The organism is Myxococcus sp. CA023 (assembly GCF_010998615.1).
In the GTDB taxonomy this organism is placed as follows: Bacteria; Myxococcota; Myxococcia; order Myxococcales; family Myxococcaceae; genus Myxococcus.
In genome coordinates, this window is record NZ_JAAEAH010000007.1 from 81,512 (window position 1) to 105,587 (window position 24,076).

At 70.4% G+C, this 24,076-nt stretch carries 21 protein-coding genes; 9 read left to right on the plus strand and 12 right to left on the minus strand.

Features of this window, described 5'->3' with window-relative positions; genetic code table 11:
* The first annotated feature begins 124 nt into the window (after positions 1 to 124).
* Complete coding sequence (locus tag F8M74_RS04450; RefSeq protein ID WP_216619785.1) at positions 125 to 724, plus strand: hypothetical protein; 600 nt, start codon at positions 125 to 127, stop codon at positions 722 to 724.
* Between the two features lie 6 nt (positions 725 to 730).
* Here F8M74_RS04450 and F8M74_RS04455 read toward each other — a convergent pair whose 3' ends face one another.
* On the minus strand, positions 731 to 1,474 hold the full coding sequence (locus F8M74_RS04455) for a PP2C family serine/threonine-protein phosphatase (protein WP_011551529.1): 744 nt from the start codon (positions 1,472 to 1,474) through the stop codon (positions 731 to 733).
* Positions 1,475 to 1,873: 399 nt separating this feature from the next.
* Between F8M74_RS04455 and F8M74_RS04460 the strand changes: the two genes are divergently transcribed.
* Positions 1,874 to 3,019, plus strand: coding sequence for a hypothetical protein (locus F8M74_RS04460; protein WP_141253479.1), 1,146 nt, complete (start codon positions 1,874 to 1,876; stop codon positions 3,017 to 3,019).
* 5 nt (positions 3,020 to 3,024) lie between these two features.
* Here F8M74_RS04460 and F8M74_RS04465 read toward each other — a convergent pair whose 3' ends face one another.
* The 3 genes from F8M74_RS04465 to F8M74_RS04475 form a co-directional block, all read right to left on the minus strand.
* On the minus strand, positions 3,025 to 4,317 hold the full coding sequence (locus F8M74_RS04465) for a choice-of-anchor X domain-containing protein (RefSeq protein ID WP_141253480.1): 1,293 nt from the start codon (positions 4,315 to 4,317) through the stop codon (positions 3,025 to 3,027).
* Between the two features lie 24 nt (positions 4,318 to 4,341).
* A complete protein-coding gene (locus F8M74_RS04470) occupies positions 4,342 to 5,229 on the minus strand; it encodes a hypothetical protein (RefSeq protein ID WP_141253481.1) in 888 nt (295 codons plus the stop codon).
* Positions 5,230 to 5,413: 184 nt separating this feature from the next.
* On the minus strand, positions 5,414 to 6,535 hold the full coding sequence (locus F8M74_RS04475) for an aminotransferase class I/II-fold pyridoxal phosphate-dependent enzyme (RefSeq protein WP_141253482.1): 1,122 nt from the start codon (positions 6,533 to 6,535) through the stop codon (positions 5,414 to 5,416).
* A gap of 112 nt (positions 6,536 to 6,647) precedes the next feature.
* Between F8M74_RS04475 and F8M74_RS04480 the strand changes: the two genes are divergently transcribed.
* Entirely contained in the window at positions 6,648 to 7,121 is a 474-nt protein-coding gene (locus F8M74_RS04480) for a TlpA disulfide reductase family protein (RefSeq protein WP_141253483.1), read from the plus strand.
* Between the two features lie 15 nt (positions 7,122 to 7,136).
* Positions 7,137 to 8,183 carry an SDR family oxidoreductase gene (locus tag F8M74_RS04485; RefSeq protein ID WP_141253484.1) on the plus strand — a complete coding sequence of 349 codons (1,047 nt, stop codon included), beginning with the start codon at positions 7,137 to 7,139 and terminating at the stop codon, positions 8,181 to 8,183.
* 25 nt (positions 8,184 to 8,208) lie between these two features.
* Here the strand turns inward: F8M74_RS04485 and F8M74_RS04490 are convergent, their stop codons facing one another.
* On the minus strand, positions 8,209 to 9,306 hold the full coding sequence (locus tag F8M74_RS04490; protein WP_228559545.1) for an MJ1255/VC2487 family glycosyltransferase: 1,098 nt from the start codon (positions 9,304 to 9,306) through the stop codon (positions 8,209 to 8,211).
* A gap of 68 nt (positions 9,307 to 9,374) precedes the next feature.
* On the opposite strand from F8M74_RS04490, the gene F8M74_RS04495 reads away from it, so the two are divergent.
* Both F8M74_RS04495 and F8M74_RS04500 read left to right on the plus strand, forming a co-directional pair.
* Positions 9,375 to 9,683, plus strand: a complete 309-nt coding sequence (locus tag F8M74_RS04495) for a hypothetical protein (protein ID WP_141253486.1) — start codon at positions 9,375 to 9,377, stop codon at positions 9,681 to 9,683.
* Positions 9,684 to 9,819: 136 nt separating this feature from the next.
* Positions 9,820 to 10,734: a LysR family transcriptional regulator gene (locus tag F8M74_RS04500; RefSeq protein WP_141253487.1), complete on the plus strand. Its 915-nt coding sequence runs from the start codon at positions 9,820 to 9,822 to the stop codon at positions 10,732 to 10,734.
* Here the strand turns inward: F8M74_RS04500 and rsmB are convergent.
* The 4 genes from rsmB to F8M74_RS04520 are packed head-to-tail and all read right to left on the minus strand — an operon-like array spanning position 10,728 to position 14,534.
* Positions 10,728 to 12,044, minus strand: coding sequence for a 16S rRNA (cytosine(967)-C(5))-methyltransferase RsmB (gene rsmB / locus F8M74_RS04505; protein WP_141253488.1), 1,317 nt, complete (start codon positions 12,042 to 12,044; stop codon positions 10,728 to 10,730). The genes F8M74_RS04500 and rsmB overlap by 7 nt on opposite strands.
* Complete coding sequence (locus tag F8M74_RS04510) at positions 12,041 to 12,964, minus strand: type II 3-dehydroquinate dehydratase (protein WP_141253534.1); 924 nt, start codon at positions 12,962 to 12,964, stop codon at positions 12,041 to 12,043. Before F8M74_RS04510 ends, rsmB begins: the two co-directional genes overlap by 4 nt.
* Positions 12,965 to 12,984: 20 nt before the next feature.
* Entirely contained in the window at positions 12,985 to 13,923 is a 939-nt protein-coding gene (gene fmt / locus F8M74_RS04515) for a methionyl-tRNA formyltransferase (protein ID WP_141253489.1), read from the minus strand.
* Between the two features lie 29 nt (positions 13,924 to 13,952).
* Positions 13,953 to 14,534, minus strand: coding sequence for a signal protein (locus F8M74_RS04520; RefSeq protein WP_228559543.1), 582 nt, complete (start codon positions 14,532 to 14,534; stop codon positions 13,953 to 13,955).
* A gap of 103 nt (positions 14,535 to 14,637) precedes the next feature.
* Here F8M74_RS04520 and F8M74_RS04525 point away from each other — a divergent pair, with 103 nt between their 5' ends.
* Entirely contained in the window at positions 14,638 to 16,233 is a 1,596-nt protein-coding gene (locus F8M74_RS04525; protein ID WP_141253491.1) for a HEAT repeat domain-containing protein, read from the plus strand.
* Here the strand turns inward: F8M74_RS04525 and F8M74_RS38520 are convergent.
* From F8M74_RS38520 to F8M74_RS04540, 3 genes are all read right to left on the minus strand, one after another.
* A complete protein-coding gene (locus F8M74_RS38520; protein ID WP_141253492.1) occupies positions 16,187 to 18,364 on the minus strand; it encodes an FUSC family protein in 2,178 nt (725 codons plus the stop codon). The genes F8M74_RS04525 and F8M74_RS38520 overlap by 47 nt on opposite strands.
* A gap of 155 nt (positions 18,365 to 18,519) precedes the next feature.
* Positions 18,520 to 19,896, minus strand: a complete 1,377-nt coding sequence (locus F8M74_RS04535; RefSeq protein ID WP_171410149.1) for an LETM1 domain-containing protein — start codon at positions 19,894 to 19,896, stop codon at positions 18,520 to 18,522.
* A 166-nt stretch (positions 19,897 to 20,062) separates the two neighbouring features.
* The gene (locus F8M74_RS04540; protein ID WP_141253494.1) at positions 20,063 to 20,902 is read right to left on the minus strand and encodes a metal-dependent hydrolase; all 840 of its coding nucleotides are present in this window, start codon (positions 20,900 to 20,902) and stop codon (positions 20,063 to 20,065) included.
* Positions 20,903 to 21,088: 186 nt separating this feature from the next.
* Between F8M74_RS04540 and F8M74_RS04545 the strand changes: the two genes are divergently transcribed.
* Complete coding sequence (locus F8M74_RS04545) at positions 21,089 to 22,945, plus strand: HSP90 family protein (RefSeq protein ID WP_141253495.1); 1,857 nt, start codon at positions 21,089 to 21,091, stop codon at positions 22,943 to 22,945.
* Positions 22,945 to 24,069: a hypothetical protein gene (locus tag F8M74_RS04550; RefSeq protein WP_141253496.1), complete on the plus strand. Its 1,125-nt coding sequence runs from the start codon at positions 22,945 to 22,947 to the stop codon at positions 24,067 to 24,069. Before F8M74_RS04545 ends, F8M74_RS04550 begins: the two co-directional genes overlap by 1 nt.
* The last annotated feature ends 7 nt before the right edge of the window (positions 24,070 to 24,076 follow it).

Genomic DNA, 24,076 nt, shown 5'->3' on the forward strand with positions numbered 1-24,076 from the left:
CACAAATCGAGACCTACACCGATGTCGTGCACCTACGTCCTCGGCGGCGGCGCGCGCGGGGCCATGGACACTCACCCTGGCGTTGCATTGACCGGTGTGGAAGCGGCGCGATTGCGTGCGTGGCATGCGCTCGACCTCCATTCCAGCGGCTCTGGCCCTGATTGCCCTCACGCCCAGCGGACTTCGCGCGGAGGAGGCCGCCGGAGAGGCGCGCGCGAAGGCCGAGCCGCCTCGCACGACGCGCAACTTCGGCAACCTGCGCGTGGGTGGCTCCACGGCGAACGGCAATGGCCGACCCGACCTGTGTCTGGAGTTGTCCCCCGTGGCGTTCCTGTCCGTGGAGAGCTGTGGCACGGGGAGCGGTTTCCTGCACGGCGACCCCGAGCCGGAGGTGGCGCACTTCCGCGCCAAGCTGCGGCTGGCCAGCTTCGACGTGGAGCGCTGGGGCACCTTCCAGCCCTTCCTCGCCGGGGGCTTCGCGGAGGCACAGGTGGGCCGCGACGACCCAGGGTTCCAGTTCAAGGGGACCGACCGACGCCGCGTGGCCACGGCAGGGCCCGAGGGGGGACTCGGGCTGCGCTTCCTCCGCCCGCTGGCCGCGGGCTTCGAGCTGGTGGGCGACTTCAACCTCAGCCTGGCGTGGATGCCCCACGCTCCCGAGCTCATCCAGCCCGGGAACACGTGGCTGCCGTCCGCCAGCCTCTCCTTCGGCGTGGGCTTCTGACGCCCCTCACGCTTCCGCGACGCGCAGCACCACCGCGGTGATGTTGTCCTTGCCGCCCGCCTCGTAGGCGTCCGCGACCAGCGCGTCACAGACCTCGCGCGCGGAGGACATCGTCAGACGCTTCATCAGTCCCTCCACGCCCAGCGGCTCATAGAGCCCGTCCGAGCACAGCAGGAACACATCGCCCGGCTCCGTCTGAAGCCGCTGCACGGTGGGCTCCGCGTTCTCCGTGCCCAGCGCGCGGGTGATGAGGTGGCGCAAGTTGCCCGAGCCTCCCGGCGGCTCCATGCCCGCGTCCCGCAGCTCCTCGATGAGCGAGTGGTCGCGCGTGAGCGACTCCAGCTTTCCGCCACGCAGCCGGTACAGGCGGCTGTCGCCCACGTGCGCCACCGCCGCGCCGTGCTCGCTCACCGCCAACGCCACGACGGTGGACGCCATCTCCCGCAGCCGGCCCACGCGCTGCGCCTGGAGGTTGCGCTGCGCCAGCGCCGAGCACGCCGCCAACAGGTTCTCTTCGCGGCTGCGGCGAGGGTCCGGCACCGTGGGCCACGTCGAATCCCGGTCCTGTCCCAGGCGCAGGCCAAAGCCCACGAAGGTGTCCACGACACACCGGCTGGCGACTTCTCCCCCCTCTTGTCCGCCCAGCCCATCCGCCACGACGAACAGCCCCAGCTCCGGCGCGACGCAGAACGCATCCTCGTTGTGCGGCCGCCGACCGATGTGGGTCTGTCCCGCGCTGTCCATTCTCATGACTGCCTCCTCGGGCCTCCCACCAGCAAGCGGGAGGCCAGCGTCCTTCCCCCCGACGGACGCATGGAACGGATACTCCGGTTCTGGGGATTCCTGGGAAGGGACCGCCACTGCGCCGTGACAACCACCCTCACCCGTCCACTGGCAGACGCTGCAAGTGCCCTCCACACGTCAACAGCCCCCAGAACGTGGGGTCGCGACCCCACACCTCCGCCTGACACCCGGGCCCCGTTCCCTGAGGGAGGCGCTTGTCCGCCAGGACGCTCCCGTCAGGGTGCGCGAATGCCATGACAACGAAACGAGGAACCCGGCATGGCCGGGCCCGTTCCCTGGCAACTTCCCCGGTGACGAGGCGACAATTCCGATGCGGCCCGAAGTGTGCGCCGCAGGGAGCCCTTGATGTCGTCCATCCGCCGCATCACCGCGAGCATCTCCAGCGCCATCTCCCGCGCCCGGCTCGACACGAGCCTGGAGTCGGTGTCACCGCTCGCGCCCCGCGAGCCGCTGCAGCCGATCCCCGCGGTGCGGCGTGGCTATGCCGACGAGAGCGAGTTCCAGGCGGAGGTGGATGACCTGGACACGTCGCTCGCCGCGCATGCGCCGATGCTGGCGGGCGTGGACGCCGCGAATGCGGAAGCGCCCGAACACCTGCGCGTGTTCGCCGGCGAGAGCTCCTTCGAAGCGGCCCCGCCGCGGTATTCGCAGCTGCTGGGCTCGCAGCTTCCCGCCGCGCTCGGCGCGCCCCGTGAGTCGGTGAGTGGCGCGGCGCACCGGCCCGCCTTCCGAGGTGCCAGCGCCCAGGACATGGGCAGCGACCTGCTCTCGCCGGAGGCCGCCGCGTGGGAGCTGCAGAACCGGGACACCTCCACCGCGCCCACGCCCATGGAAGCGGAGGACGTGCTGTTCATGCTGAATGGCCCCGGCGCCGCGGCCGACCTGGAGCCGCCGCTGGAGCTGGGACTCGAGGACATCTTCGAGGAAGCCCCGCGGCTGCACGCCGCGGAAGACGCGCTCTTCATGGCTGGAGCCGATGACGCTTCAGCGGCCATCTCCGGCGCCACGGAGACCCAGCAGCCGGGCCTCGCCGCCGCTCGCTCCGGCGCGCCGGTGAACTTCGCGACCGAGGCCGCGGGCATCGATGCCGTTCCCGCCGACCTGGTGACGGCCGCGGCCGGTGACGCGCGCGTGGATGATGCGCCCGCGGGCTACGCGCTGGGCAGTGCCTACGCGGCCACCTACGGGCAGCAGTTCGCCGTGAGGCAGGCGCTGGACCCGGCAGTCAGCCCCGCGGGGCCGGACGAGTTCCTCGCGGATCCAAATGACTTGAACATGCTGCCGCCGGATGAGCCGTCCCTGGACGATGCCGCCGTGGCAGGCGTCCTGGGCTCCATCTCCGCCAACCCCGCGGCGGCCAGCGCGCCGGTGGCCGCGGCCTTCGCTTCACAGGGCGTGGAAGTGGTCGCGGAGGCGTTGGAGCCGGAGCTGCGGCCCGAGGCGAACCCCAGCACCACCGAGGCACCTGCGCCCGAGAATCCGCGGGCCTGAGCCCCTCACGGCCTGGGCGGCGCTTCTTCCTGGTCGATGCCGTCGAGGTGCGTCTGCGCTTCGATGACATCCCGGTTCAGCTCGTCCAGATAGCGCCGCCGCTCCGCGCTCTGCCACTCCGCGGCGGAGAAGGACGTGGCGGGATAGTCATTCGTGGTGTGCACGTACCCGCGCATGCTCGTCATCAGCTCGCGATCCGGGTCTCCCCGCTCCTTGAGGAGGAAGCCCTCCACGTCGCGCAGCTTCAAGGGGAAGGTGGGCACTTCGTCCAGCACCAGGTTGCCGGCGATGGTGAGCTTCACCTCCTGCTCGCCGCGCTTCAGCTCCTCGTTGAAGGACACGTGCGCGAAGGGCATGCCGCTCTCGTCATCCACGCGGCCCGCCACCACGTACCGTCCGGCCTTCTGGACCTGAATCCCGAGGTAGAGCTGAAGCGAGCCTTGCTCCAGCACCTCCCGCACCTGGCCAGTGAAGAGCGCCGGAGGCGACGGCGTGTACATGATGTCGAAGAACGCGGTGCCCTCCGCGCCTCCCGAGCGCACCTGCACGTCCACGCGCAGCGTGCCTGAATAGATGGGGAACCCCTGCTTCGACGGCTGGAAACGCCCGGTGAAGGTACCGTCTCCGGAGAGCGCGTCGCCCGCGGCGCCGTCGTCGGAGAAGAGGAGGGGGACCGCCGGCATGGCACCCGCGCCGGGCATGTGCTCGGCCTCGTGCGCGGAGGCGGACACCACCTGGCAGGGCCTGGGCATGCGGCGCGCGTCCTCGCAGCCGACGAAGAAGTGCACCACCTCGTCGCCGACGACGAAGACGCGGTCCTGCTTCAGCCGGAGCTGGATGTCGGAGCCGTCCTTGTTCAGCGGGCGCGTGCGCTCCGGCTCCGCCATCTCCATCTGGTCCGGGTGCTCACCGGCGGGACGCGACTCCGGCGGATAGCGCGTCGCCTTCATGTACGACTCCAGCGTCTGCTTCGCGCGCGCCAGCCGCTGCTCCCACAACTGGCGCCGCGCGTCCCGCTCCGCTTCCTCCGGGCTGCGAGCCGGGTCCTGCACGGCCACTCCTGGCACGCTCCCCGTCGGCCTGCCCATGCCGCCTCCCGACTTCCGCGGCGCGGGGTTCGGCACTCCAGACGGCGAGGACGCTTCCCATGCGCCGTCCTCGCCGGAGGACTCCGAGCCGGCACCTGCTTCCATCCACCACCACCCCACGCCCCCCAGCACCAGCGGGATGAGGGGAATGGCCCACAGGGCGCGGCGCATCCGGGACGCGGGGGCAGAAACGGTGCCAGTCGGAGTCATGTCGCTTCTTGCGGTGGAGGGGGCTCAGTACGCGTAAGTGGCCACGTCCTGGCGAACCGGCGCGATGATGCCACCCCAGTTGCCTCCGGCGTAGTGGTTGTACGCCTCCCGGTCGTCGCGCAGCTCCACCGTGTGGTAGCTCCACTTCGCGCGCCCGTCGCTGGTCGCGGCCGTGCCCAGGTTCAGGGTGCCGCCACAGAACCAGTCACCGGGGTTGCACTGCGAGCTGCCCGCGCTGCCCGACACGCCCCCCGTCGAGTGGTACGACACCGCCTCATCGTCCTGGCCGGGGAGCACGCCGGAGTACAGCGTGCCCTTGGCAGCCGCGAACATGTAGAACCACACGTTGCGCGTGGTGTTGTGGTTGTACATGGCGCGCGCGGTGGTGGTGACCAGGTCGCTCACCAGCGGCTCATTCACCGCCCACTCGCCAATGTCGGCCAGCTCGCTGCCGCCGCCCGCGCCCGACGCCACGTTCACCCAGCGGATGTTCCAGCCCGTCTGCTTCGCGCCGCCGCTCACGTTGCCACACACGCCGTTGGCGTTGGGGGACGCGTTCTTCACCTCGCGCTGCGAGCCGCCATACATCGACAGCGCGTAGCCAATCTGGAGGTTCCCCGCGCTGTGCGCGGCGATGTAGCACCAGTTGTCCCCCGTGCAGAAGCAGTCCAGCGCGTCGCGGATGCGGTAGTTCTGCGAGCCGATGCGCTGACGGCCGTCCCAGTTGACGGCCTTCTTGTTCACGCCCGCCGCGACGCTCGCGGAGCCCCAGTAACTGAAGTCATTGTAGTTGCCGGGCTGCGTCGTGCCGCCGTTGCGGCCATGAATCCACAGCGTGTAGTTGGCTGCGGCAGCCTCCGTGCCCGCCAGCATCGTCGCGGCGACAAGGACCGTACCGAAGAACTTCTTCATGTTGAGCGCCTCCAGCGCTGCATAGGGGGGTGCCAGCCCGGCGGGGGACCAGGCGGCGGGGCGTACTGTAGAGGCGCGGTGTGTAAAAGGTCGAGGTCACGGAAACCTTGAAGTGCGCGCGAGGACTGACGCAGCGCATCACCCCGTGGATTCCCGCGAGGAGGCGACAATCGAGACGGCCGCGTCAACGCGATGTGTCGACCACGTAGCGCTCCAGTCGTTCCAGCGCGTCGGGCAGATTCGTGCGGCCCAGCCCCAGGCGGAAGTGGTTGCCGGGGAAGTCGTAGACGTCTCCGGGCAGCAGCAGCACGCCTTCGCGCTCGCGCAATTCCTCGGTGAAGCGGGCCACGGGCGTCTCACGCAGCAGCCTGGGAAAAGCCACGCTGCCCGCGCGCGGGCGCACCCACTGGAAGGTGTCCGGGTGCCGCGCGAAGAAGCCATCCAACAGGGAGAGGTTCGCCGCGAGCAACTCCCGGCTGCGCGCCAGCACCCGCGCCTTCGCGCGCAGCGCGATGAGTGACAGCACCTCGCTGGGCGCGCTGTTGCAGATGGTCGTGTAGTCCTTGTAGGCCGCGCAGCGCCGCAAGAGTTCCACGTCACGGCAGGCCAGCCACCCCACGCGCAGCCCCGCCAGTCCGAAGGCCTTGGACATCACCCCCAGGCTGATGCCGTGCGGCGTGTGGCTGGCCGCGGGCGGCAACGTGTCGCGCGTGTCGTACTCCAGCAACCGGTACACCTCATCGGACAGAAGGTGGATGCCGCGCTCACGCGACAGCTCGCACAGCGCGTCGAAGGTGGCCCGGTCCAACAACGCGCCCGTGGGGTTGTGGGGGAAGTTCACCACCAGCAGCCGCGTCTGGGGCGTCAGCGCGCGGCGCAGCGCATCCAAATCCAATGCCCATCCGTCCTCCTCGCGCAGGCGCAACAGCGTCACGTCCGCGCCCGTGGCGCGCGCCACCTCGTGCAGGGACTGGTAGCCCGGCCAGGTGACGACGGCGTGGTCCCCGGGGCCCAGCAGCACGTTGACCAGGACGAAGAGCGCCTCCTCCGCGCCGGCGAAGGTGAGCACCTGCTCCGGAGAGAGCCCGGGATACAGGGCGGAAACCTCCTCGCGCAGCGCGGGCAGGCCGGTGGATTCGGTATAGCCCAGCGTCAGCCCCTCCCAGCGGGCCCGCTCGTCCGGGCCGGCGAGCGCCAGCAAGTCCCCCATCCGCCAGCCCTCGATGTCCGAGGAACACAGCAGGTACGGCGCCGCGAACTCCCAGCGCGCGAAGTACCGCTCCAGCTTGAAGTCGGGGATGCGCATGCCGTGAGTGTCTGCCTGCTTCGCGGCCTGCCGTCCAGCGACGCCCGGAAGCGGCCACGCGTGCCTAGCTTGAGTCGCGTCCTTTCCGAACCCAGGCCTTGTTGGAGCCCCTATGCCCACGCTCGACATTCCCATCACCCTGCTGGACCCGGACGGTGGGTGGGTCAACACGCCCGTCCATGTCTCGGAGCTGGATGAGCTCCCCGTCCTCCTCCACTTCTTCTCCGTCAAGCAGCGCGGCGCTGACGAGGACATCGACGCGGTGAAGCGCATCCTCGCGGAGTACGGTTCGCGTGGGCTGAAGGTCATCAGCGTGGATGTCACCCACTCCGACAAGGAGCTGCGGGACACCAACGCGGTGGAGGCCTTCGCGCGAAAGCACGGGCTCTACCACCCCATCGCCGTGGACGACGGCTCCATGGCGCGGGCCTACGACGTGGCGGACACGCCCGCGTGGCTCGTGTTCGACGCGGACTCCGGCCGGCTGCGCCACCACTTCTCCGGAAAGAACGCGTCCAAACACGTGCGGCCGGTGCTGGAGCGCTTCGTCCAGGCCAGCGCCGCGGCCCCCTCTCCCGCCCCCTGACTCCAGGAGTCCACCATGCCAGCTCACCGCAAGGATTCTGACTCGTCCCGCATCTCGCTCGGCACCGTGGCCGCAGCCGGCATCGGCGCGGCGCTGGGACTGCGCCGCATCCTCCGCTCCCGATTCCAGTTCAAGGACGGCACCGTCCTCATCACTGGCGGCTCTCGCGGCCTGGGGCTGGTGCTGGCACGGCAACTCCTGAAGGAAGAGGCCCGGGTGGCCATCTGCGGCCGGGACGAGCAGACGTTGGAGCGGGCCCTCGAGGAACTGGAGCGCACCGGTGGCGAGGTCTACGCCATCCCCTGCGACGTGCGGGACCCGGTGCAGGTGGAGGCCATGGTCTCCGCCATCCACGAGCGCTGGGGCCCGGTGGACGTGCTCATCAACAACGCTGGCGTCATCCAGGTGGGGCCGCTGGAGTCCATGACGCTGGAGGACTTCCAGGAGGCCATCGACACACACCTGTGGGCGCCGCTGTACACCACGCTGGCCGTGCTGCCGGAGATGAAGCGGCGCGGAAAGGGGCGCATCGTCAACATCGCCTCCGTGGGCGGAAAGGTGAGCATCCCCCACCTGGTGCCGTATTCGGCCAGCAAGTTCGCGCTGGTGGGCCTGTCGGACGGCCTTCGCGCGGAGCTGCGCCAGGACGGCATCGTCGTCACCACGGTGTGCCCGGGGCTGATGCGCACGGGCAGCCCACGCAACGCGTACTTCAAGGGCAACCACGAGGCGGAGTACGCGTGGTTCGCCACCGGGGACTCCCTGCCCCTCACCTCGCTGAGCGCCGAACAGGCCGCGCGCAAGATTCTGGACGCGTGCCGGCGGGGCGACGCCGAGGTGCTGCTGGGCGCACCGGCGAAGCTGGCCGCCGTGGGCCGCGCGCTGGCCCCCAACCTGACGGCCGCCCTCACCGCCTGGGCCAACCGCTTCATGCCCCAGGACAGCAGCCAGGACCGCTACAGCGGCAGCCAGAGCGAGACGCCGCTGACCCAGTCCTGGCTCACCGAGCTGACGCGGCGCGCGGCCGAGCGCAACAACGAGACCGAGGTGCCGCTGCACTGACGGCCCCCGGCGGCAAACGCGGGCGCTAGTCCTGCGCCATCTCCATGGCCCAGTGGCCACGGTGCTCGTAGGCCAGGGCCAGTTGTTCGCGCAGGGCGGCCAGCATCCGCGTGTTGCCGTCCTGCTCGTAGCCCCGGAGCGCCTGCTGGCAGCGGGGCACGCGCGTGAGGAACTCCTTCACCGCGTCCACCGTCAGCGCCTTCACGTACATGCCGTACCCCAGCTGCTCCAGGTACAGCGCGTTGATGACCTGCTCGAACTGCCCCTCCAGCGGCACGCTCAGCACCGGCTTGCGCAGGTACACCGCCTCGCTCATCAGCGTGTAGCCGCCGCTGGCCACCACGCCCCGCGCGGTGCGCAGGTCATCGATGAAGCCCTTTTCACTGAAGGGCCGGTACGTGAGGTTGCCGTCCACCAGGTCCTCGGTGATGTCGCGGCGCAGCCCGTACACGCGGCAGGGGATGCCCGCGGCCTTGAGGATGTCCGGCAGCGCCGTGTTCGTCGTCGACGTCTGGTACACGAGCAGGTGCTCACCCGGCTCGGACTTCGCCTCCAGGATTTCGGGGCGCAGAATCGACGGGGCCAACGTGGTGCGCCGCTTGCGGAGCTCCGGATAGAAGAACGTGGTGACCAGGTAGTGGAAGGCCCCCGGCAGCTTCGCCTTCACGATGGCGCGCGACGTCTCGAAGCCGTCCTCGTGGCCCGCCAGCAGCGCCGGCTCGTGCTTGCACCGGTTGATGACCTGCATGTTGTCCACACTGATGACGGGCAACCGGTGGTTCCGGGCGAACATGTAGCTGAACGACTCGAAGTCGCTCACCACCACGTCCGGGCGGAAGCCGTCCACCAGCTCGAAGTACTGGCGGATGTTCTGCGGCCAGCCCTTCACGGCGCCCGTGAGGTTCTGCAGCACCGTCTGCCACTTCTTCACCGAGTTGCCCTCGTACGCGAGCGTCAGCCCCCAGATGCCGTGCACGTTCTGGAAGCGTTTGGCCAGGTAGTCCTGGGCCCTGCCGGAGACGACGATGTGGACCTCGTGCTCCTTCGTCAGTTCCTCGAGGAGGACGCGGGAGCGCGTCGCATGGCCCATGCCTTCGCCGACGACACCGTAGAGGATTCGCATGCCCGGCAGCATACGCGCCCGCCATGCCCCCGTTGAGCCCGCTCCCCCTCGCGGCTATAGCAGCCCGCATGCCCTCCTCTCCGGAGCCTTCTTCACCCCAGCGGCCGTCCCTGGGCCGCTCCGCGGCGACGGGCCTGCTGGGCGGCTTCTTCCTGGGCGGCCTGGGCCTGCTCGCCGTGGGCCTGAGCAACAGCTTCGCCACCCTGAGCTGCGATGGCCTCACCGGCCCCGAATGCCAGTTGTTGACGGACGCCACCCGGGAGGTCGGTCGCACCCAGCTGCTCGCCGGGGGCGCCCTCACCGCGCTCGCCGCCTCCCTCTTCGTCCTGTTCCGCCCGCGCCCTCCGGCCCCACCCGAGGGGCCTGAGCAGTCCTGAGCCCCGTCCGCAATCCTCCTGTCGTCCGATGAGTGGCCGGAGGCCGCCCTGGCGAGTTAGGTAGTTTGGCAGCCAAGGAAAGGCATTCTAATTATCTCTGGCCTAATCATTGGATTTGAGGGTAGGAGATGACCTTATGCAGCTCGAATCCTTGAAGATGTTCTGCGACGTGGTCGAGACAGGCTCATTCTCCCGCGCCGCGCAACTCAACCACGTCACGCAATCCGCGGTGAGCCAGCAGATTCGTGCGCTGGAGAACCGGTACGAGCAGAAGCTGCTGTCGCGCAGCGCGCGCCAGGTGACGCCGACGCCGGCCGGGGAGCGGCTGTTCCGCGGGTGCAAGGAAATCCTCGCCCGCTTCGCCGAAGTGGAGCAGGAGATTCGTGAGCAGGCCGCCGAGGTGGCGGGCACTACCACGGTCTCCACCATCTACTCGGTGGGGCTGCACGAGCTGAACTCGGTGCAGAAGCAGCTACTCAAGTCGCACCCCAAGGTGAACATGCGCCTGAACTACCGGCGCAACGACCAGGTGTACGACGACGTGATTCTGGGCGCGGCGGAGATTGGCATCGTCGCCTATCCACAGCCCCGCGCGGGCGTGGACATCCTCCCCTTCCGCGACGACAAGCTGTCGGTCGTCTGTGCCCCCGGCCACCCCTTCGCCACGAAGCAGAAGGTGAGCCTCACCGCGCTGTCCGGCGTGCCCTTCATCGCGTTCGACCGCGAGGCGCCCACGCGCAAGGCGCTGGACCGGCTCTTCCGCGAGAAGAGCATCGACATCAACCCGGTGATGGAGATGGACAACGTGGAGACCATCAAGCGGGCGGTGGAGATGGGCCTGGGCGTGGCCATCCTCCCCATGTCCACGGCACAGGGCGAGGTGAAGGGCGGCACCCTGGTGGCCAAGCCCTTCGCGGAGGGGCCGGTGTCGCGCCCCATTGGCCTGCTCATCCGCAAGGGCAAGTACCTGGACCGCGCGTCCGCCGCGGTGTTGGAGGCGTTCAAGGCCGCCTCCAACCTGCCGGCCGCCGACGAAGCTGAGCGTCAGTAGAGCTTCCGGAGGCGCGCGGCGAAGAACCCGTCGAAGCCCTCCGGTCCCGGCAGCGTGCGCAGGTACGCCTGGGACATCGGCAGCTTGAGGCCGGGCAGCACGGGTGGCTCGGCCGTCCACTCCGGGTGGCTGCGCAGGAACATCTCCACCTGGTCCTGCCCCTCCTGCGGCTCCATGGTGCACACCGCGTACACCAGCAGCCCCCCGGGCGGCACCGCATCCTGGCAGTTCTCCAGGATGCGCCGCTGGAGCGTGGCCAGCCGGGAGATGTCCTCCTCCTTGCGGCGGTAGCGCAGCTCCGGGTGGCGGCGCAGCGTGCCCAGCCCCGAACACGGCGCATCCACCAGGAACGCGTGGAACTCCCCCCACGCCTCCGGGAAGGGCTCCGCGGCGTCGTGCGCGTAGGCCTTCAGGCGCGGCTGCAGGCCCAGGCGCCGGGCCTCCGCTTCAATCTTCCGCAGCTTGTGCGCGTGAAGGTCCACCGCCACCACATCATGTGACTGCGCCTGGTGGCAGGACTTGCCACCCGGCGCGGCGCACGCGTCCAGCACGCGCGCCGTCTCTGGAATCGCCCCGTAGACGCCCACGAGCTGCGCGGCCTCGTCCTGCACCTGCCACAGGCCCTCCGCGTAGCCGTACACGTCCTCCACGCGGCCCACGGACGGCAGCGTGATGCCCACCGGCGACACGGTGGTCGCCTTCGCGTCCACGCCCATCTCCTGGAGCTGGGCGAGCAGCGCGTCGCGCGTCACCTTCGCGGTGTTGGCGCGAACCACCACCGCGGGCGCCTGGTTGTCGGCCACCAGCATGGCTTCGGCGCGCTCACGGCCAAACTGGCGCAGCCAACGCTCCACCAGCCACTGGGGATGGCTCTCCCGCACCGACAGATGCAGCGCCACGTCGGACGTGGACGGCAGCGGCGGCGCGGGCAGGGCCGCCAGCTTGCGGAGGATGGCGTTGGTGAAGCCCGCCGCGCGCGTCAGCCCCACTTCCTTCAGGGCCTGCACCGTCTCCGCCACCGCCGCGCGCGCGGGCACGCGGGTGTGGAATATCTGGTAGGCGCCGATGCGGAGGGCCGCCAGCACCTTGTCCTCCAGCGCGTCCAGCTTGCGGTCGGCGAAGCGGGTAATCGCGTAGTCCAGCGCGAGCTGTCGCCGGGTGGCGCCGTAGGCCAGCTCGGTGACGAGCGCCGCGTCGCGCGGGTCCTTCGGCGGCGATTCGGACAGCTGCGTGTCCAACACGACGTTGAGGTAGGCATCCGTCGCGCGGACACGCGCGAGGACCTGGATGGCGAGTGCGCGGGCGTTCATCCTTCGTCGAGCCGGGTCAAGAGGTCCACGAGCTGCTCATCCGAGAGCCGCGTCGCGGGCAGGTTGGAGAGGGTGAGGCTCTGGAGGCTCTCCTCCAGCAGCTCACGGTGGCCATTCTCCGCAGGAGCGCCACGCTGCACCGCCTGATACTGGGAACGCGCCCAGGCCGCCAGCTCGGCGGCGGAGAGCCGTCCCGAAAGTCGGTCTGAAATCTTCTGGCGCACCAGCGCGCGCGTGAGCAGGTCCGCCGCGGGGGTGAGCCCCTTGCCGCCGCCGCGCCCCAGCGTCTTCGCCTGACGGGCCGCGCGAAGGTCCTCCACGGGCGCAAGCTTGCGGCCCAGCGTCTTCGTGGGCCCCGCCGTTTTCACCGCGCGGGCCAGGGACCTGGCCGTCTCCGACGAGCCCTCCTTGCGCGCGGCGCGCTTGAGCACGGTGATGGGGGTGACCTTCGCGCCCTTGGGGCTGCTCCCCTTCTTCTTCCCCAGGGCCTTCTTCGACTCCGGCTTCTCCGTCGTGAAGACGCCGCTGCCGAAGGTCTCCAGGGCCTGCAGGTAGGGCTCGAAGCCGGGCCCTCCGTGAATCTGGAGCACGCAGGCCTCCCCCACCACGGATTCGCGGGCCGGGGGCTTGAGCAGCACCTCGATGGCGGGCAGCCCGGCGGCCTCCAGCCCCTCCTTGAGGCAATAGGAACCGAACAGCCCGGCCGGGTTGATGATGATGCCGTCCAACTCCTCCAGCTCCGCGCCGAGCGTGTCCAGCAAGTCGCCTTCGTGGTTGGACTGCACCACCGTCAGCTCCTGCCCCAGCTCCTCCGCCCGCGCGTGCAGCGCCGCGTCCAGGTCCTCCAGCCGCCCCCCGGACGAGCCATCCCGCACGCCCAGCAGGTTCAGGTTGGGTCCGTGCAGCACCAGCAGTCTCATGGCCATCACCCGTTCTCCCATCAGCCCGCGACGAAGGGCTGGCTGCCCGGCGCCAGCTTGTGCCCCTGCAGGAAGTCCGCGGCGCGCATCACCCGCTTGCCTTCTGGCTGGAGGTCCAGCAGCACCAGCGAGCCTTCGCCGCATGCCACCTCGATGCCGTCCGGGCCGGACGCCAGCACCGTGCCGGGAGCCCCACTACCACCCCTGGCCTGCGCGCGGTGGACCTTCAGCAGCTTTCCGCCCAGCGTGGTGAAGGCCCCGGGCCACGGCGTGAAGGCCCGCAGGCGCCGCTCCAGCTCCACTGCGGGCTTCGTGAAATCCAACCGGCCCTGGTCCTTCTCGATGATGGGGGCCAGCACCATGCCCTCGGAAGGCTGCGGCACCGGCTTCAGCTCCCCGCTCAGGTAGGCCGGCAGGAACTCGCGCAGCACCTCGCCGCCCAGCGCGGCCAGCTTCGGGTACAGCGAGGCGCTCGTCTCGTCCGGGGCAATGGCCATGCGCTTCATCGCCAACACCGGACCGGTGTCCAATCCTTCATCCATCACCATCAGCGACACACCCGTCTCCGTGTCGCCGTGGGCAATGGCCCACTGGATGGGCGCGGCGCCCCGGAAGCGCGGCAGCAGCGAGCCGTGCACGTTGACGCAGCCGTGGGTGGGCAGCGCCAGCAAATCCTTGGGGAGGATGCGGCCATAGGCCGTCACTACGCAGATGTCGGGCGCGTACTGGCGCAGCTCCTCCGCGAAGGGTGGCGTGCGCAGCTTGGTGGGCTGGAGCACGGGCACGCCGCGCGACAGGGCCAGCTCCTTCACCGGCGGCGCCGTCACCGTGTTGCCGCGGCCCTTCGGCTTGTCGGGTTGGGTGACGACGGCCACCACGTCTCCCAGTTCGAAGCAGGCGGCCAGTGAGGACACCGCGAACTCGGGGGTGCCCATGAAAACGATGCGGGGTCTGCTCATGGTGTTGCGCTTCTCCTGCGCCGGGCGACTCAGGCCACGGACTTGAAGGTGCTCCCGGTGGGAGTGTCCACCGCCTGACGTTTGCGCGTATGCAGGGCGCTCAGGGTGCCCAGCGCCTCCAGGGCCTCGGGCGTTGTGGCCACCGGCCGCAGGGCTTCCAGCACGGTCTCCAGCGCGTAGGCCTCATCCGCCTCACGCTCCCGGATGCGCGTCACCGCCTCGGTGAAGCGGTCGAAGAACTGCTTGAGCTCGTCCCCGCGCCGCAGCGGTCGCATCCGGGGATAGCGGCCGGCCGCCAGCGCCGCCACATACAGGCTCATGACGTGGACGGGGCCCGCCACCCGGTGGGTGAAGACGAGGCCGAAGAGGCCCATCGCCACCGCGGTGCCCAGCGCGCCCACCGCCGTCAGCCACAGCAGCGTCTGCCCGCCGTCCAGCCCCTGGGCCGTGGACGCCACGTGGACGCGGTGCGCCAACAGCCCGAACACGAGGATGCTGCCGGCACCAATCCCCGCCAGCAGCAGGATGTATTTGAGCTGGAAAGGCCGGTCCAGGATGTACGTCCGGCGGACGTGGCTCGGGCGCACCGTCTTTTGATTGCCATCGGACATGTCGTTGACCAGCGTACCCCAGGTGCCTGGGGCGGTTTGCTTCCTTCCTCGCGCGAGGTTTACACGGAAGACAGGACAACCTCGCAGGCGCAATGGAGACCGCATGGCCCGCTCTCTGACCGCGTTGTGTGTTGCGCTCTCTTTCCTGGTGTTGGCTGGGTGCAAGGGGGACCCAGCGACCCCGGAGTACTGGGAGTCAGGCATTCAGCAGAGCCGCAGAGCGGAGGACCGCATCCGCATGGTGGAGGCCATGCGTTCGTCCGGGAAGATGGACGAGCGCTTCCTGCCCATGCTCCACGGACAGCTCGGCACCGAGCGCAAGCCGGAGGTGCGCGCCGCACTGGCCCGCGCGTTGGGAGACTTGAAGCATGCCTCTTCGGTGGAGCCGCTGACGAAGGCCCTGGACCCCGGGGCGGGCGACATGCCCGCGCAACTGGCGAACAAGGCCATTGTCGCGACGCTGGGGAGCATTGGTGACCGCCGCGCCGTCCCCGCGCTGGTGCCGCTGCTGCGCGCGAAGGACAACTACACGCGCATCGAGGCGGTGCAGGTGCTGGGCGACATGAAGGCGAAGGAAGCGGTGGAGCCGCTCATCACCCTGGCCACGGACGACACCGTGGAGCCCTTCCTCAACAAGAAGGCCATTGAGGCCCTGGGTGACATCGGTGACGGCCGCGCGGCGCCCGCGCTGGTGCGGATGCTGACCAAGGAGCGCAAGGGCAAGTCCTTCTACGTGGAGAGCTCCTTCGCGCTGTACCAGCTGGGCGCGCCCGCGGCGGACGCGCTGCTTCAAGCGTTGGAGGGCCAGGACCCGGACCTGCTGAAGTGGGCGCGGTCGAACGGCGTCAACCCCGCCAGCTACGCGATGAAGGCGGCGACGGTGCTGGGCGACTTGCGAGAGAAGCGGGCGGTGGCCGCACTGATGAAGCAGCTGGCCTTCACCAACGCGGACCCGCAGATTCAGGCGCTGGTGCGGATGCAGGCCGCGGACGCGCTGGCGCGCATGCGCGAACAGGAGGCGGTGAAGCCGCTGGCCGGGCTCGTGTCGGAGACGGACGCCACCGTGAGGGATTCCTACGTGAGCGCCCTGGTGCGCCTGGGCGGACGCGACGCGCTGCCCGCGCTGGAGAAGGCCGCGGGCACCGGAGACTGGTACGCGCGCGAGTTGGCGGTGAAGGGCATCGCGATGCTGGGCGACGCGCGCGAGCTGCCCTTGCTGCAGAAGCTCGCCGCGGCCGAGCCGGCGCGGACGGCGGCGGACTGCAAGCAGGCGGAGGACGAAGGCTGCGATGACGCGGCCGCGCTGGGCAAGCAGCGCGCGGATCAGATTGCGGGCCAGTCCAAGCTGCTGGAGGCCGCGCAGGCGTGCGCGGGCAACGCGGGCTGCTGGGTGCAGCGCATGGAGAAGGCGGAGCCGCGGATGCTGGAGCGCGCGGCGCTGGAGGTCGGCCGTTCGGGCGCGGCCGAGCACGCGGGCGCGCTGGCCTCGCGGCTGGGAGAGCGCGACACCGAGGCCCGGCTCGCGCTCGTCCTCGCGGTGGGCTGGCTGGTGGAAGGCTCGCAGGACGCCGCGAAGAAGCTGCGCGAGGCTTCCCTGCCCACGATGCGAAAGCAGCTCGCGGACGAGCAGGGCAACACCCGGTTCGTCAGCGTCAACGAGGACCTGCGGCGCCTGGTGACGACGCTCGACCGGCCCTGACGCCCTCCTTGAGCCGCAGCGGCGGGACACGCTCCGCCGCGTGGTGCAGCACGGTGAGCTGTCGCACGAGCCGCTCCACGTGCGCGCGCGACAGCGCATCCGCCCCACCCGTCGGAACCATGGCGGGCATGGGCGCGGGCCGGCGTTGCTGCTCCATGGCCGCCGCCAGTTCGTCCAACACGCCCCCGGCGAAGCGCACCACCTCGGAGAGTTCCCGGGGGGACGCCGGGTCCGCGCGGCTGGCGGCCAGCGTCGTCACCGCCGACGTGAAGCGCCGCGCGTAGACGAGCAGCGCCATCACCGGCTCCAGGTCCTTGGCGGGTCCGCTCCACTCGCTCAGCAGCCGCTGGAAGGACGCCTCCGCCGCCAGCAGTGCCAGACCTATCTTCCGCCGGGCCTCGCGCACCGCGGGCTCCGTGTCCGAGTGCGCGGCGGCCACCGACATCAGGTATTCGCGGTCCGCGCGCAACGCGAAGGCCACCTGCTCCGGCAGACGCAGATGCTCCGGGCTGGGCCACAGGAGCCGCGTCCCCGCCAGCGCAATCAGCCCTCCCAGCAGCGTGTTGACGATGCGCACCCCGGCCAGCTCCCAGTCCCCGCTCTGGAGCTCCGCCAGCAGCACCAGGGCCGGAGTCAGCAGCACCTGGAACGCGGACAGACTGAGCGGCTGGATGCTCATCGCCACCGCGAACAGCACCCCGATGGCCAGCAGGATGATGGCCGGGTCCCTCACCACCGCCACCAGTCCCGCGGCCAGCGCCGCACCCAGCAACGTGCCCGCGATGCGCTGCAGGCTCCGCTGGAACGTGAGGCCCGCGTAGGGCTGCAGGACGACGGTGACGGTGATGATGACCCAGTAGCCGTGATTCAGTCCCAGCGCCCCCACGAGCGCGGTGGCCAGCGCGGCCGCGACGCCCAGCCGCAGCGCGTGACGAAAGATGACGGAGCGGACGTTGAGATTCTCCCGCAGCGGCTCCAGGAGGGCCTGCCGCGGCGCCGCCTCCACCCGCCGCGCGGGCAGCGCCAGGGCGTCCGGCACGGGCGCGCGGCCCTCCAGCCGCGCCGCCACCTCCACCGTCGCGTGGGAATAGTCCCGCAGGCGGTCCAGCAGCGTGTGCACGTATTGATAGCCGGCGCGCACCGGCTCCGGCACGCCGCCCGCCGTGTCCAGCGCCGCCAGGGCCCGCTTCACCCGCTCGGCGTTCCACACCGGCTGGGCGCTCACCTCCGTCCCCTTCTCCAGGGCAAACCGGACGCGGCGCAGGTCCGCGGTCAGCTCCGCCAGCGCGCGCTGCACCTCCGCTCGGAGCGCGTGATAGCGGGGCTCGGCGGGCGCCACCTCCAGCATTTCCGTCAGCGCGATGAGCGTCACCATCATCGAATCCGCGCCTTCGACCAGCACCAGCAGCTGTTCGCCCCGGCCGCTCTCCCCCGCCCGGCCCATGCGCGTGGAGGCCAACACGGTGCGCGCCTGTTCGATGAGCTGACGCATGCGGGCCTGCCAGGGCGCCTCCGGCAGGACACCCGCGGCGGCGGACGCCCCCCCTTCGAGCGGCCAGCGCCCCACCTCTTCGGCGTGGTCCGCCAGCGCGTCGTAACACCGCGCGATGGCCAGGCGCGCGGGCCGGTAGGGCACCAGCGGCCACAGCATCAGCGCGAGGAACATGGCCCACGTGCCGCCCACCAGGAACAAGCCGGAGCGCAGCAATGCGTCAGCCACGTCGTTGGCGGGAAGCGCGAGCGACACCACGAAGTAGTTGGCGAGAACCACGCCCATCAACCCCGGCGTGTCCCCATACGAGCGGGCGAAGCCACACGCCGTCACCCAGAACAGCGTGGCGATGACGGCGGCCCACGCGGGCAGGTGCAGCGCCGCCGCCAGCCCCACCACGGAGCCCAGGAGCGTCATCGCGCCCATGGTGAGCGCGCGGTCCCAGTAGGGCCCGCCCCGGTCCACCAGGGCAACGAAGAGGGCGGCCAGACCGACCCACGTGGCCGCGGGAAGGTGCAGCAGGGCCGCGACGGCCATGGGGCCACCCACCGCGAGCGCGGCGCGCAACCCCGCGCCATACGCGGGACGGCCCGGTTCCACGCGGAGGAATGCCTGGAGGTGATGACGGAGCGGACTCATCGCGCGAGCAATCCCAAACCACTCCGACCTATGTCACAGGTCCGCGCGCGCATCGACGCTTCCGTGGAACCACCCCTCGAAGGTGGTGTCCAGGCGTGAACGCGGCAGGGCCCGTTCCACCGGATGGATGGAGGGCGAGCGGCCAGGGGCCCGCGTCAGCCGGCCTCTCGCTCCGGGCCCACGCCCTCGCAGTCCTCCTCGACGGGCGCGGCCTCCTGGAAGGCGCTGGGCAGCAGGCTGAAGGGCAGCACCTTCCCCAACGCCGCGAGCAACAGGATGCCGCCGGGCGCCGCGAAGATGGCCAGCGCGGGAATCGCCTTGGCCACGTCGACGAGCTGCGCGCGCATGCGCCGGCGCTCGTCGCCCGTGAGCGCCTGACGCCGGGCCGCCTTCGTCAGCAGCACCGCCAGGTCGCCCGTCTCGCGGACCTCCTGCATCAGCCGGTAGAAGTTCTTCTCCAGCGTCTCCTGGATGCCAGCCACCAGGTCCTCGCCCATGGCGCCCGCGGCGTCCGACACGGTGAAGACGTCCACGATGGCGCGGTGGCGGGCGTAGAACTCCGCCATCTCCAGCTCCAGCCGGTGCAACTCCGCGTCCGGGACCTGGAGCGCCTGCGCCAGCTCGCGGATGAAGACGCGCTCGCGCCGCGTCTTGCGGCCATCCACCAGCGCCGCCAGCAACGTCTGCTCCAGCAGGAAGTGGCGCACGTCCACGCTGCGCACCTGACGCACCACGTCCCGCACCGGGCGGCGGCGGGCGAAGGACTGCTTCACCGCGGCCTTGAGCTCGGACGTCATCGCCGCCGGCAGCCGCAGGGACTCCACCTGCCGCAGGATGGCGCGGCGCGCGGGCAGGCCCGGCACCCGGTCCACACACGCGAGCCCCGTCAACACGTCCACCAGCAGCGCCTTCTGCCGCGCCGCGAAGTCCAACCGCCGCTGCGCCCGCTCGCGGTGCAGCGTACCGCGCGAGAAGTAGTCAATGGCCTGCCGGCAGAACAGCTGCGCGTCCGCGTACTGCGCGCCGTTGTGCAGCACCAGCCCGTACACCGGATCCCCCGCCAGCACGGGCGAGCGCTTCAACAGCGACGCTTCCACCTTCGCCGCCAGCCGCCGGGACACCGGACGCCCCGAGGCAATCGCCGCGTCCACCGACTCCGCCAGCTCCAGCTCTCCGGTGAGCACCGCGAACAAGACCAGGAGATGCTCGGTGCGAGCGGCCGTTGGAGCCCCCACGAGCCGGCCCAATTCCAGCGCCATCAGCGCCAGCGTCCGCACCACGGCGTGGAAGAGCTGGTCCTCCAGCACGCGCGCCTGGAGCTCGGTGGGCTGCGCCACGTCCGCCGCGGCGGGGGCGTCCGCGGGCGTGCCGTACAGCAGGCCACTGGCGCGCAGCGTCCGCCGCAGGTACGCGCGGGCGCGGGCCCGCCCGGAGCCCAGCGGCGGCGCGGACGGAGCCGGCGCGCCCGCCTCGAAGGCGACCGTCTCCGTCAGGAGTGGCAAGAGCCACCCCGCCTTGGTGAAGTCCAACACCGGAACACCCCTGGACCGCGGGGAGAGCCCCACACGCGGAGAAAGGAGCAGGATGTAACCCAGGGGCATCCCGGTTTCCACTCGGCCACGGGACAGGGTCAAGGCCCGGAAGTCAGCGGGCGTAGAACCGCCACTTCTACCGGACCCAACCATCCGCGCCCGGTGCCTACAGCGCGGTCGGCGCGCCGGGCTCCGGGACCACCACCTTGGCCGTGTTGCGCAGCTTCTTCAGCTCGCCGGTCAGCGCGTCCGGGGTGCCCTGGAGCAGCGGGAAGGTGCCGTAGTGCATGGGAATCACGCTCTTGACCTTCAGGAGCCGCACCGCCTGGGCCGCCTCCGCGGGGCCCATGGTGAAGTGGCCGCCAATGGGGAGCAGGGCCACGGTGGGCCTGAACTGGGTGGCGATGAGCGACATGCCCTCGAAGGGTCCGGTGTCACCCGCGTGGTACAGCGTAGGGCCCTTGTCGATTTCCAGCACGTAGCCCAGGGGCGCGCCCGCGTACTGCGCCGGCGACTTCGGGTCCGCGGCGTAGCTGCTGGAGTGGACCGCCTCCACCAGGTGGAACGTGACGTCCTTCACCCGGAAGGTGCCGCCCGCGTTGGCGCCCACGGACTGGGCCTCCGGGAGCCCCAGCAGGTTGATGAGCTCGAAGGAGCCGAAGACCTTCGCGCCCGTCTTCTCGGCCAGCGCCTTGGCCTCGCCCACGTGGTCGAAGTGGCCGTGGGTGAGGAGAATGGCGTCCAGCGCCTCCGGCTGCGCGGCGCCCTGCGGGGCCTTGGGGTTGGTGAGCCAGGGGTCGATGGCAATCACCGCGCCGCCCGGGCTGCGAATCACGAAGGCCGCGTGCCCCCACCACGTCACCTCCGTCTTGCCGCGGGCCGCCGCCGTCGGGGCCTTGGCGGCTGAGACCTTGGCGGGCGCCGGAGTGCCCTGCGCCGCTGCCGTTCCGCCGAAGGCCATTGCCGCGCCCGCCACCACTGCCATGAGCTTCGTCCGCATATCCATCCACTCCTGCTTGCGAGGTGAAGACCTGCCGCCACCGTGGTGACACGTCCCCCACGGCCGGATTGCCACCTGACACTGACCGGGCGGCCATTCAAGGGCCTGCCATGGATGCCCAAGTGCGCGCTGCGTCTCAAGCTCGATTCGGCTGTCGATACGACGGGGGGCGTGCGCTAACGTCGGCGGCACGTGGACCACCGATTTCAAGTCAGCCTCCGCGGGGTCATCGACCTCCTGTCTCACCACCTGTACAGCTCCCCGGGCGTCTACGTACGCGAGCTGCTCCAGAACGCGACCGATGCCATCCGCGCCCGCCAGTTCCTGGAGCCCGGCCACGCGGGCACCGTCCGGCTGGAGCTGATGGAGAAGCAGGACGGCAGCCCGCCCACCCTGCTCTTCACCGACGACGGCGTGGGGTTGACCGAGGACGAAATCCACCGCTTCCTGGCCACCATCGGTGAGTCCTCCAAGCGCGAGGCCCTGGAGGCCCGCCGCAACGACTTCATCGGCCAGTTCGGTATCGGCCTGCTGTCCTGCTTCATGGTGTGTGACGAGCTGCTGGTGGTGACGCGCTCGGCACGCGGCGATGGGCGCACGTTGGAGTGGCGGGGCCGGCACGATGGCACGTACGCCGTGCGGCCCTCCGAGCACCCGCTCGCCCAGCCCGGCACCCAGGTGTTCCTGGTCGCCCGCCCGGACATGGCGCATTGGTTCACCGCCACGCGGCTGCGAAACCTCGCCAGCCACTACGGCGGCCTGCTGCCCTTCCCCATCCACCTCACCACGGACCAGGGCACCGAGCGGCTGGACACCTCCGGCGCCCCCTGGCGCCGCGAGTACGACAGCGCCTCGGAGCGGCGCAAGGCGCTGCTCGCCTACGGGCGCGAGCTGTTCGACACGGACTTCGTCGACTGCATCCCCCTGCGCTCCACCGCCGGAGACGTAGACGGGGTGGCCTACGTGCTGCCCGCGTCGCCGCACTTCAACTCACGGCAGAAGCACCGCGTGTACCTCAAGCACATGCTGCTGTCGGAGAGCGCGGAGAACCTGCTGCCGGACTGGGCCTTCTTCGTGAAGTGCGTGGTGAACGCCAACGCGTTGCGGCCCACCGCCAGCCGGGAGTCCTTCTACGAGGACGACGCACTCGCCGCGGCGCGCGAGTCCCTGGGGCAGTCCCTGCGCGGCTACCTGATGGAGCTGGCGCGTGAGGACCCGCGCGCGCTCCAGCGGCTGATTGCCCTGCACGGGCTGAGCGTGAAGGCGCTGGCGCTGGATGACGATGACTTCTACCGCCTCATCATCCACTGGCTGCCCTTCGAGACGTCGATGGGGATGATGACGCTGGCGGACTACCGGCGCGCGCACCCTGTGGTGCGCTACACGTCCACAGTGGACGGCTTCCGGCAGATTGCCCAGGTGGCCAGTGCCCAAGGTCTGTGCATCATCAACGCGGCGTACACGCACGACACGTCGCTGCTGGAGAAGCTGCCGCACGCGGTGCCGGACGTGCAGGTGGAGCCCTTCTCCTCCGCGGACCTGCCGCAGAGCTTCGAGGAGCTCACCCTGGACGAGCGCGAGGCCACCTTCCCGCTGCTGCGCATGGCGGAGCGCGTGCTGGCGCCGTTCCGCTGCGGCGCGGTGGTGAAGAAGTTCTACCCGGCGGAGGTGCCCACGCTCTACAGCTCGGACGCGGAGGGCGCGTTCCGGCGAGACGCCGAGCGGGCCCGCGAGGAGTCGGATGACCTGTACGCCGGGGTGTTGGACAGCGTCATGGCGGCATCGGGCAGCGAGCCGGCGCAACTGTGCTTCAACCTCCACAACCCGGTGGTGCGGCGGCTGGCGGCGGTGGCGGACCGGGACATGCTGAAGCTGTCGGTGGAGATGCTCTACGTGCAAGCACTGCTCTTGGGACACCATCCGTTGAACGCACAGGAGATGGTGCTGCTGAACCAGGGCCTGCTGGGCCTCATCTCCGCGCAGTTGGGCGGGGATGGCGAGCGCGGCGGCGAAGGCAGCGGCGGCGCGGGTCCCCGGGGGCTGCACTGATGAGCGGTGACTGGCGCGAGCAGGCGGAGTCGCTCTTCGAACAGGCGGATGGCCTGGCGGAAGGCGAGAGCAAGGTCCGACTCCTGGAAGAGGCGGTGCGCCTGGCGGACACGCACAAGGACGTGGGTCTGGGCTACCGGATGCGGGATGCCCTCATCGACGCGGCGACCTTCGGCGGCTTCCCGGACAAGGCGCTGGTGGCCTTCGCGTGGTGCCGGGGACAGCAGAAGAAGGACCCGAAGCGCTTCGACCCGGAGGAGATGTTCTGGAAGCAGAAGTGGGTGGTGGGGCGCATCAAGGAGTTCCCGCACATCACCCGCAAGCAGATTGTGGACGCGCTGGACGACGTGGAGCAGTGCTTCAAGGCCACGGACTCCGGGGTGCGCGCGGTGCTGAAGATGCGCTACCAGGCCGCGCGGGAGATGGGTGACGCCGCCGAGGAAGTGGAGCGGCTGTGGAACGCGTGGCTGGAGGCGCGCCGCGACCACCTCACCGACTGCCGCGTGTGCGAGCTGGACGACGAACTGGACCACCACGCCGACAAGGGCGAATGGCAGCAGGTGCTGCGCAAGGCGAAGCCCATCCTGGACGGCCGCAAGTCCTGCGCGGAGATTCCCCACCTGACGCTGGGCACGGTGCTCTACCCGCTGTTCAAGCTGGGGGAGTTGGAGCAGGCGCGCGAAATCCACCGCCGCGGCTACGCCATGGTGACGAAGAACCGCGAGTTCCTCTCCACCGTGGGCGAGCACATGGAGTTCCTCGCCCTGACGGACAACCTGTCGCGCGGGCTGACGCTGCTGGAGAAGCACCTGGGCTGGGCGCTGGACCACCCGAGCTACCGCGACCGCTTCACCTTCTACGCCGCCGCCGCCTTCCTGCTGGAGCGGGTGCTAGCCGCTGGAGACAGGGACGTGGTGAGCCTGCGGCTGCCCAAGACGTTCCCCAATCACCAGGCGGATGGCGGCTACGACGTCCGGGCCCTGCATGCCTGGACGCAGGGGCAGGCCCGGGACATCGCGAACCGCTTCGACACACGCAATGGGACGGACCGGTTCGCGAAGCTGCTGGCGCGCAACCAGGTGCTCGCGGGGGAAGTCCGTCCCTTCCCCATCGACGCGAAGTGAGGCGACG

Bases quoted from the DNA above. Each gene is read 5' to 3' on its own strand.
- F8M74_RS04510 (WP_141253534.1), bottom strand. From the start codon at position 12,964: ATGAGACTGCTGGTGCTGCACGGACCCAACCTGAACCTGCTGGGCGTG.
- F8M74_RS04495 (WP_141253486.1), top strand. From the start codon at position 9,375: ATGCCCTCCTCTCCGGAGCCTTCTTCACCCCAGCGGCCGTCCCTGGGC.
- F8M74_RS04470 (WP_141253481.1), bottom strand. From the start codon at position 5,229: ATGAAGAAGTTCTTCGGTACGGTCCTTGTCGCCGCGACGATGCTGGCG.
- F8M74_RS04475 (WP_141253482.1), bottom strand. From the start codon at position 6,535: ATGCGCATCCCCGACTTCAAGCTGGAGCGGTACTTCGCGCGCTGGGAG.
- F8M74_RS04500 (WP_141253487.1), top strand. From the start codon at position 9,820: ATGCAGCTCGAATCCTTGAAGATGTTCTGCGACGTGGTCGAGACAGGC.
- F8M74_RS04480 (WP_141253483.1), top strand. From the start codon at position 6,648: ATGCCCACGCTCGACATTCCCATCACCCTGCTGGACCCGGACGGTGGG.
- F8M74_RS04540 (WP_141253494.1), bottom strand. From the start codon at position 20,902: ATGGATATGCGGACGAAGCTCATGGCAGTGGTGGCGGGCGCGGCAATG.
- F8M74_RS04525 (WP_141253491.1), top strand. From the start codon at position 14,638: ATGGCCCGCTCTCTGACCGCGTTGTGTGTTGCGCTCTCTTTCCTGGTG.
- F8M74_RS38520 (WP_141253492.1), bottom strand. From the start codon at position 18,364: ATGAGTCCGCTCCGTCATCACCTCCAGGCATTCCTCCGCGTGGAACCG.
- F8M74_RS04465 (WP_141253480.1), bottom strand. From the start codon at position 4,317: ATGACTCCGACTGGCACCGTTTCTGCCCCCGCGTCCCGGATGCGCCGC.
- F8M74_RS04455 (WP_011551529.1), bottom strand. From the start codon at position 1,474: ATGAGAATGGACAGCGCGGGACAGACCCACATCGGTCGGCGGCCGCAC.
- rsmB (WP_141253488.1), bottom strand. From the start codon at position 12,044: ATGAACGCCCGCGCACTCGCCATCCAGGTCCTCGCGCGTGTCCGCGCG.
- fmt (WP_141253489.1), bottom strand. From the start codon at position 13,923: ATGAGCAGACCCCGCATCGTTTTCATGGGCACCCCCGAGTTCGCGGTG.
- F8M74_RS04485 (WP_141253484.1), top strand. From the start codon at position 7,137: ATGCCAGCTCACCGCAAGGATTCTGACTCGTCCCGCATCTCGCTCGGC.
- F8M74_RS04550 (WP_141253496.1), top strand. From the start codon at position 22,945: ATGAGCGGTGACTGGCGCGAGCAGGCGGAGTCGCTCTTCGAACAGGCG.
- F8M74_RS04460 (WP_141253479.1), top strand. From the start codon at position 1,874: ATGTCGTCCATCCGCCGCATCACCGCGAGCATCTCCAGCGCCATCTCC.
- F8M74_RS04490 (WP_228559545.1), bottom strand. From the start codon at position 9,306: ATGCGAATCCTCTACGGTGTCGTCGGCGAAGGCATGGGCCATGCGACG.
- F8M74_RS04520 (WP_228559543.1), bottom strand. From the start codon at position 14,534: ATGTCCGATGGCAATCAAAAGACGGTGCGCCCGAGCCACGTCCGCCGG.
- F8M74_RS04450 (WP_216619785.1), top strand. From the start codon at position 125: ATGCGCTCGACCTCCATTCCAGCGGCTCTGGCCCTGATTGCCCTCACG.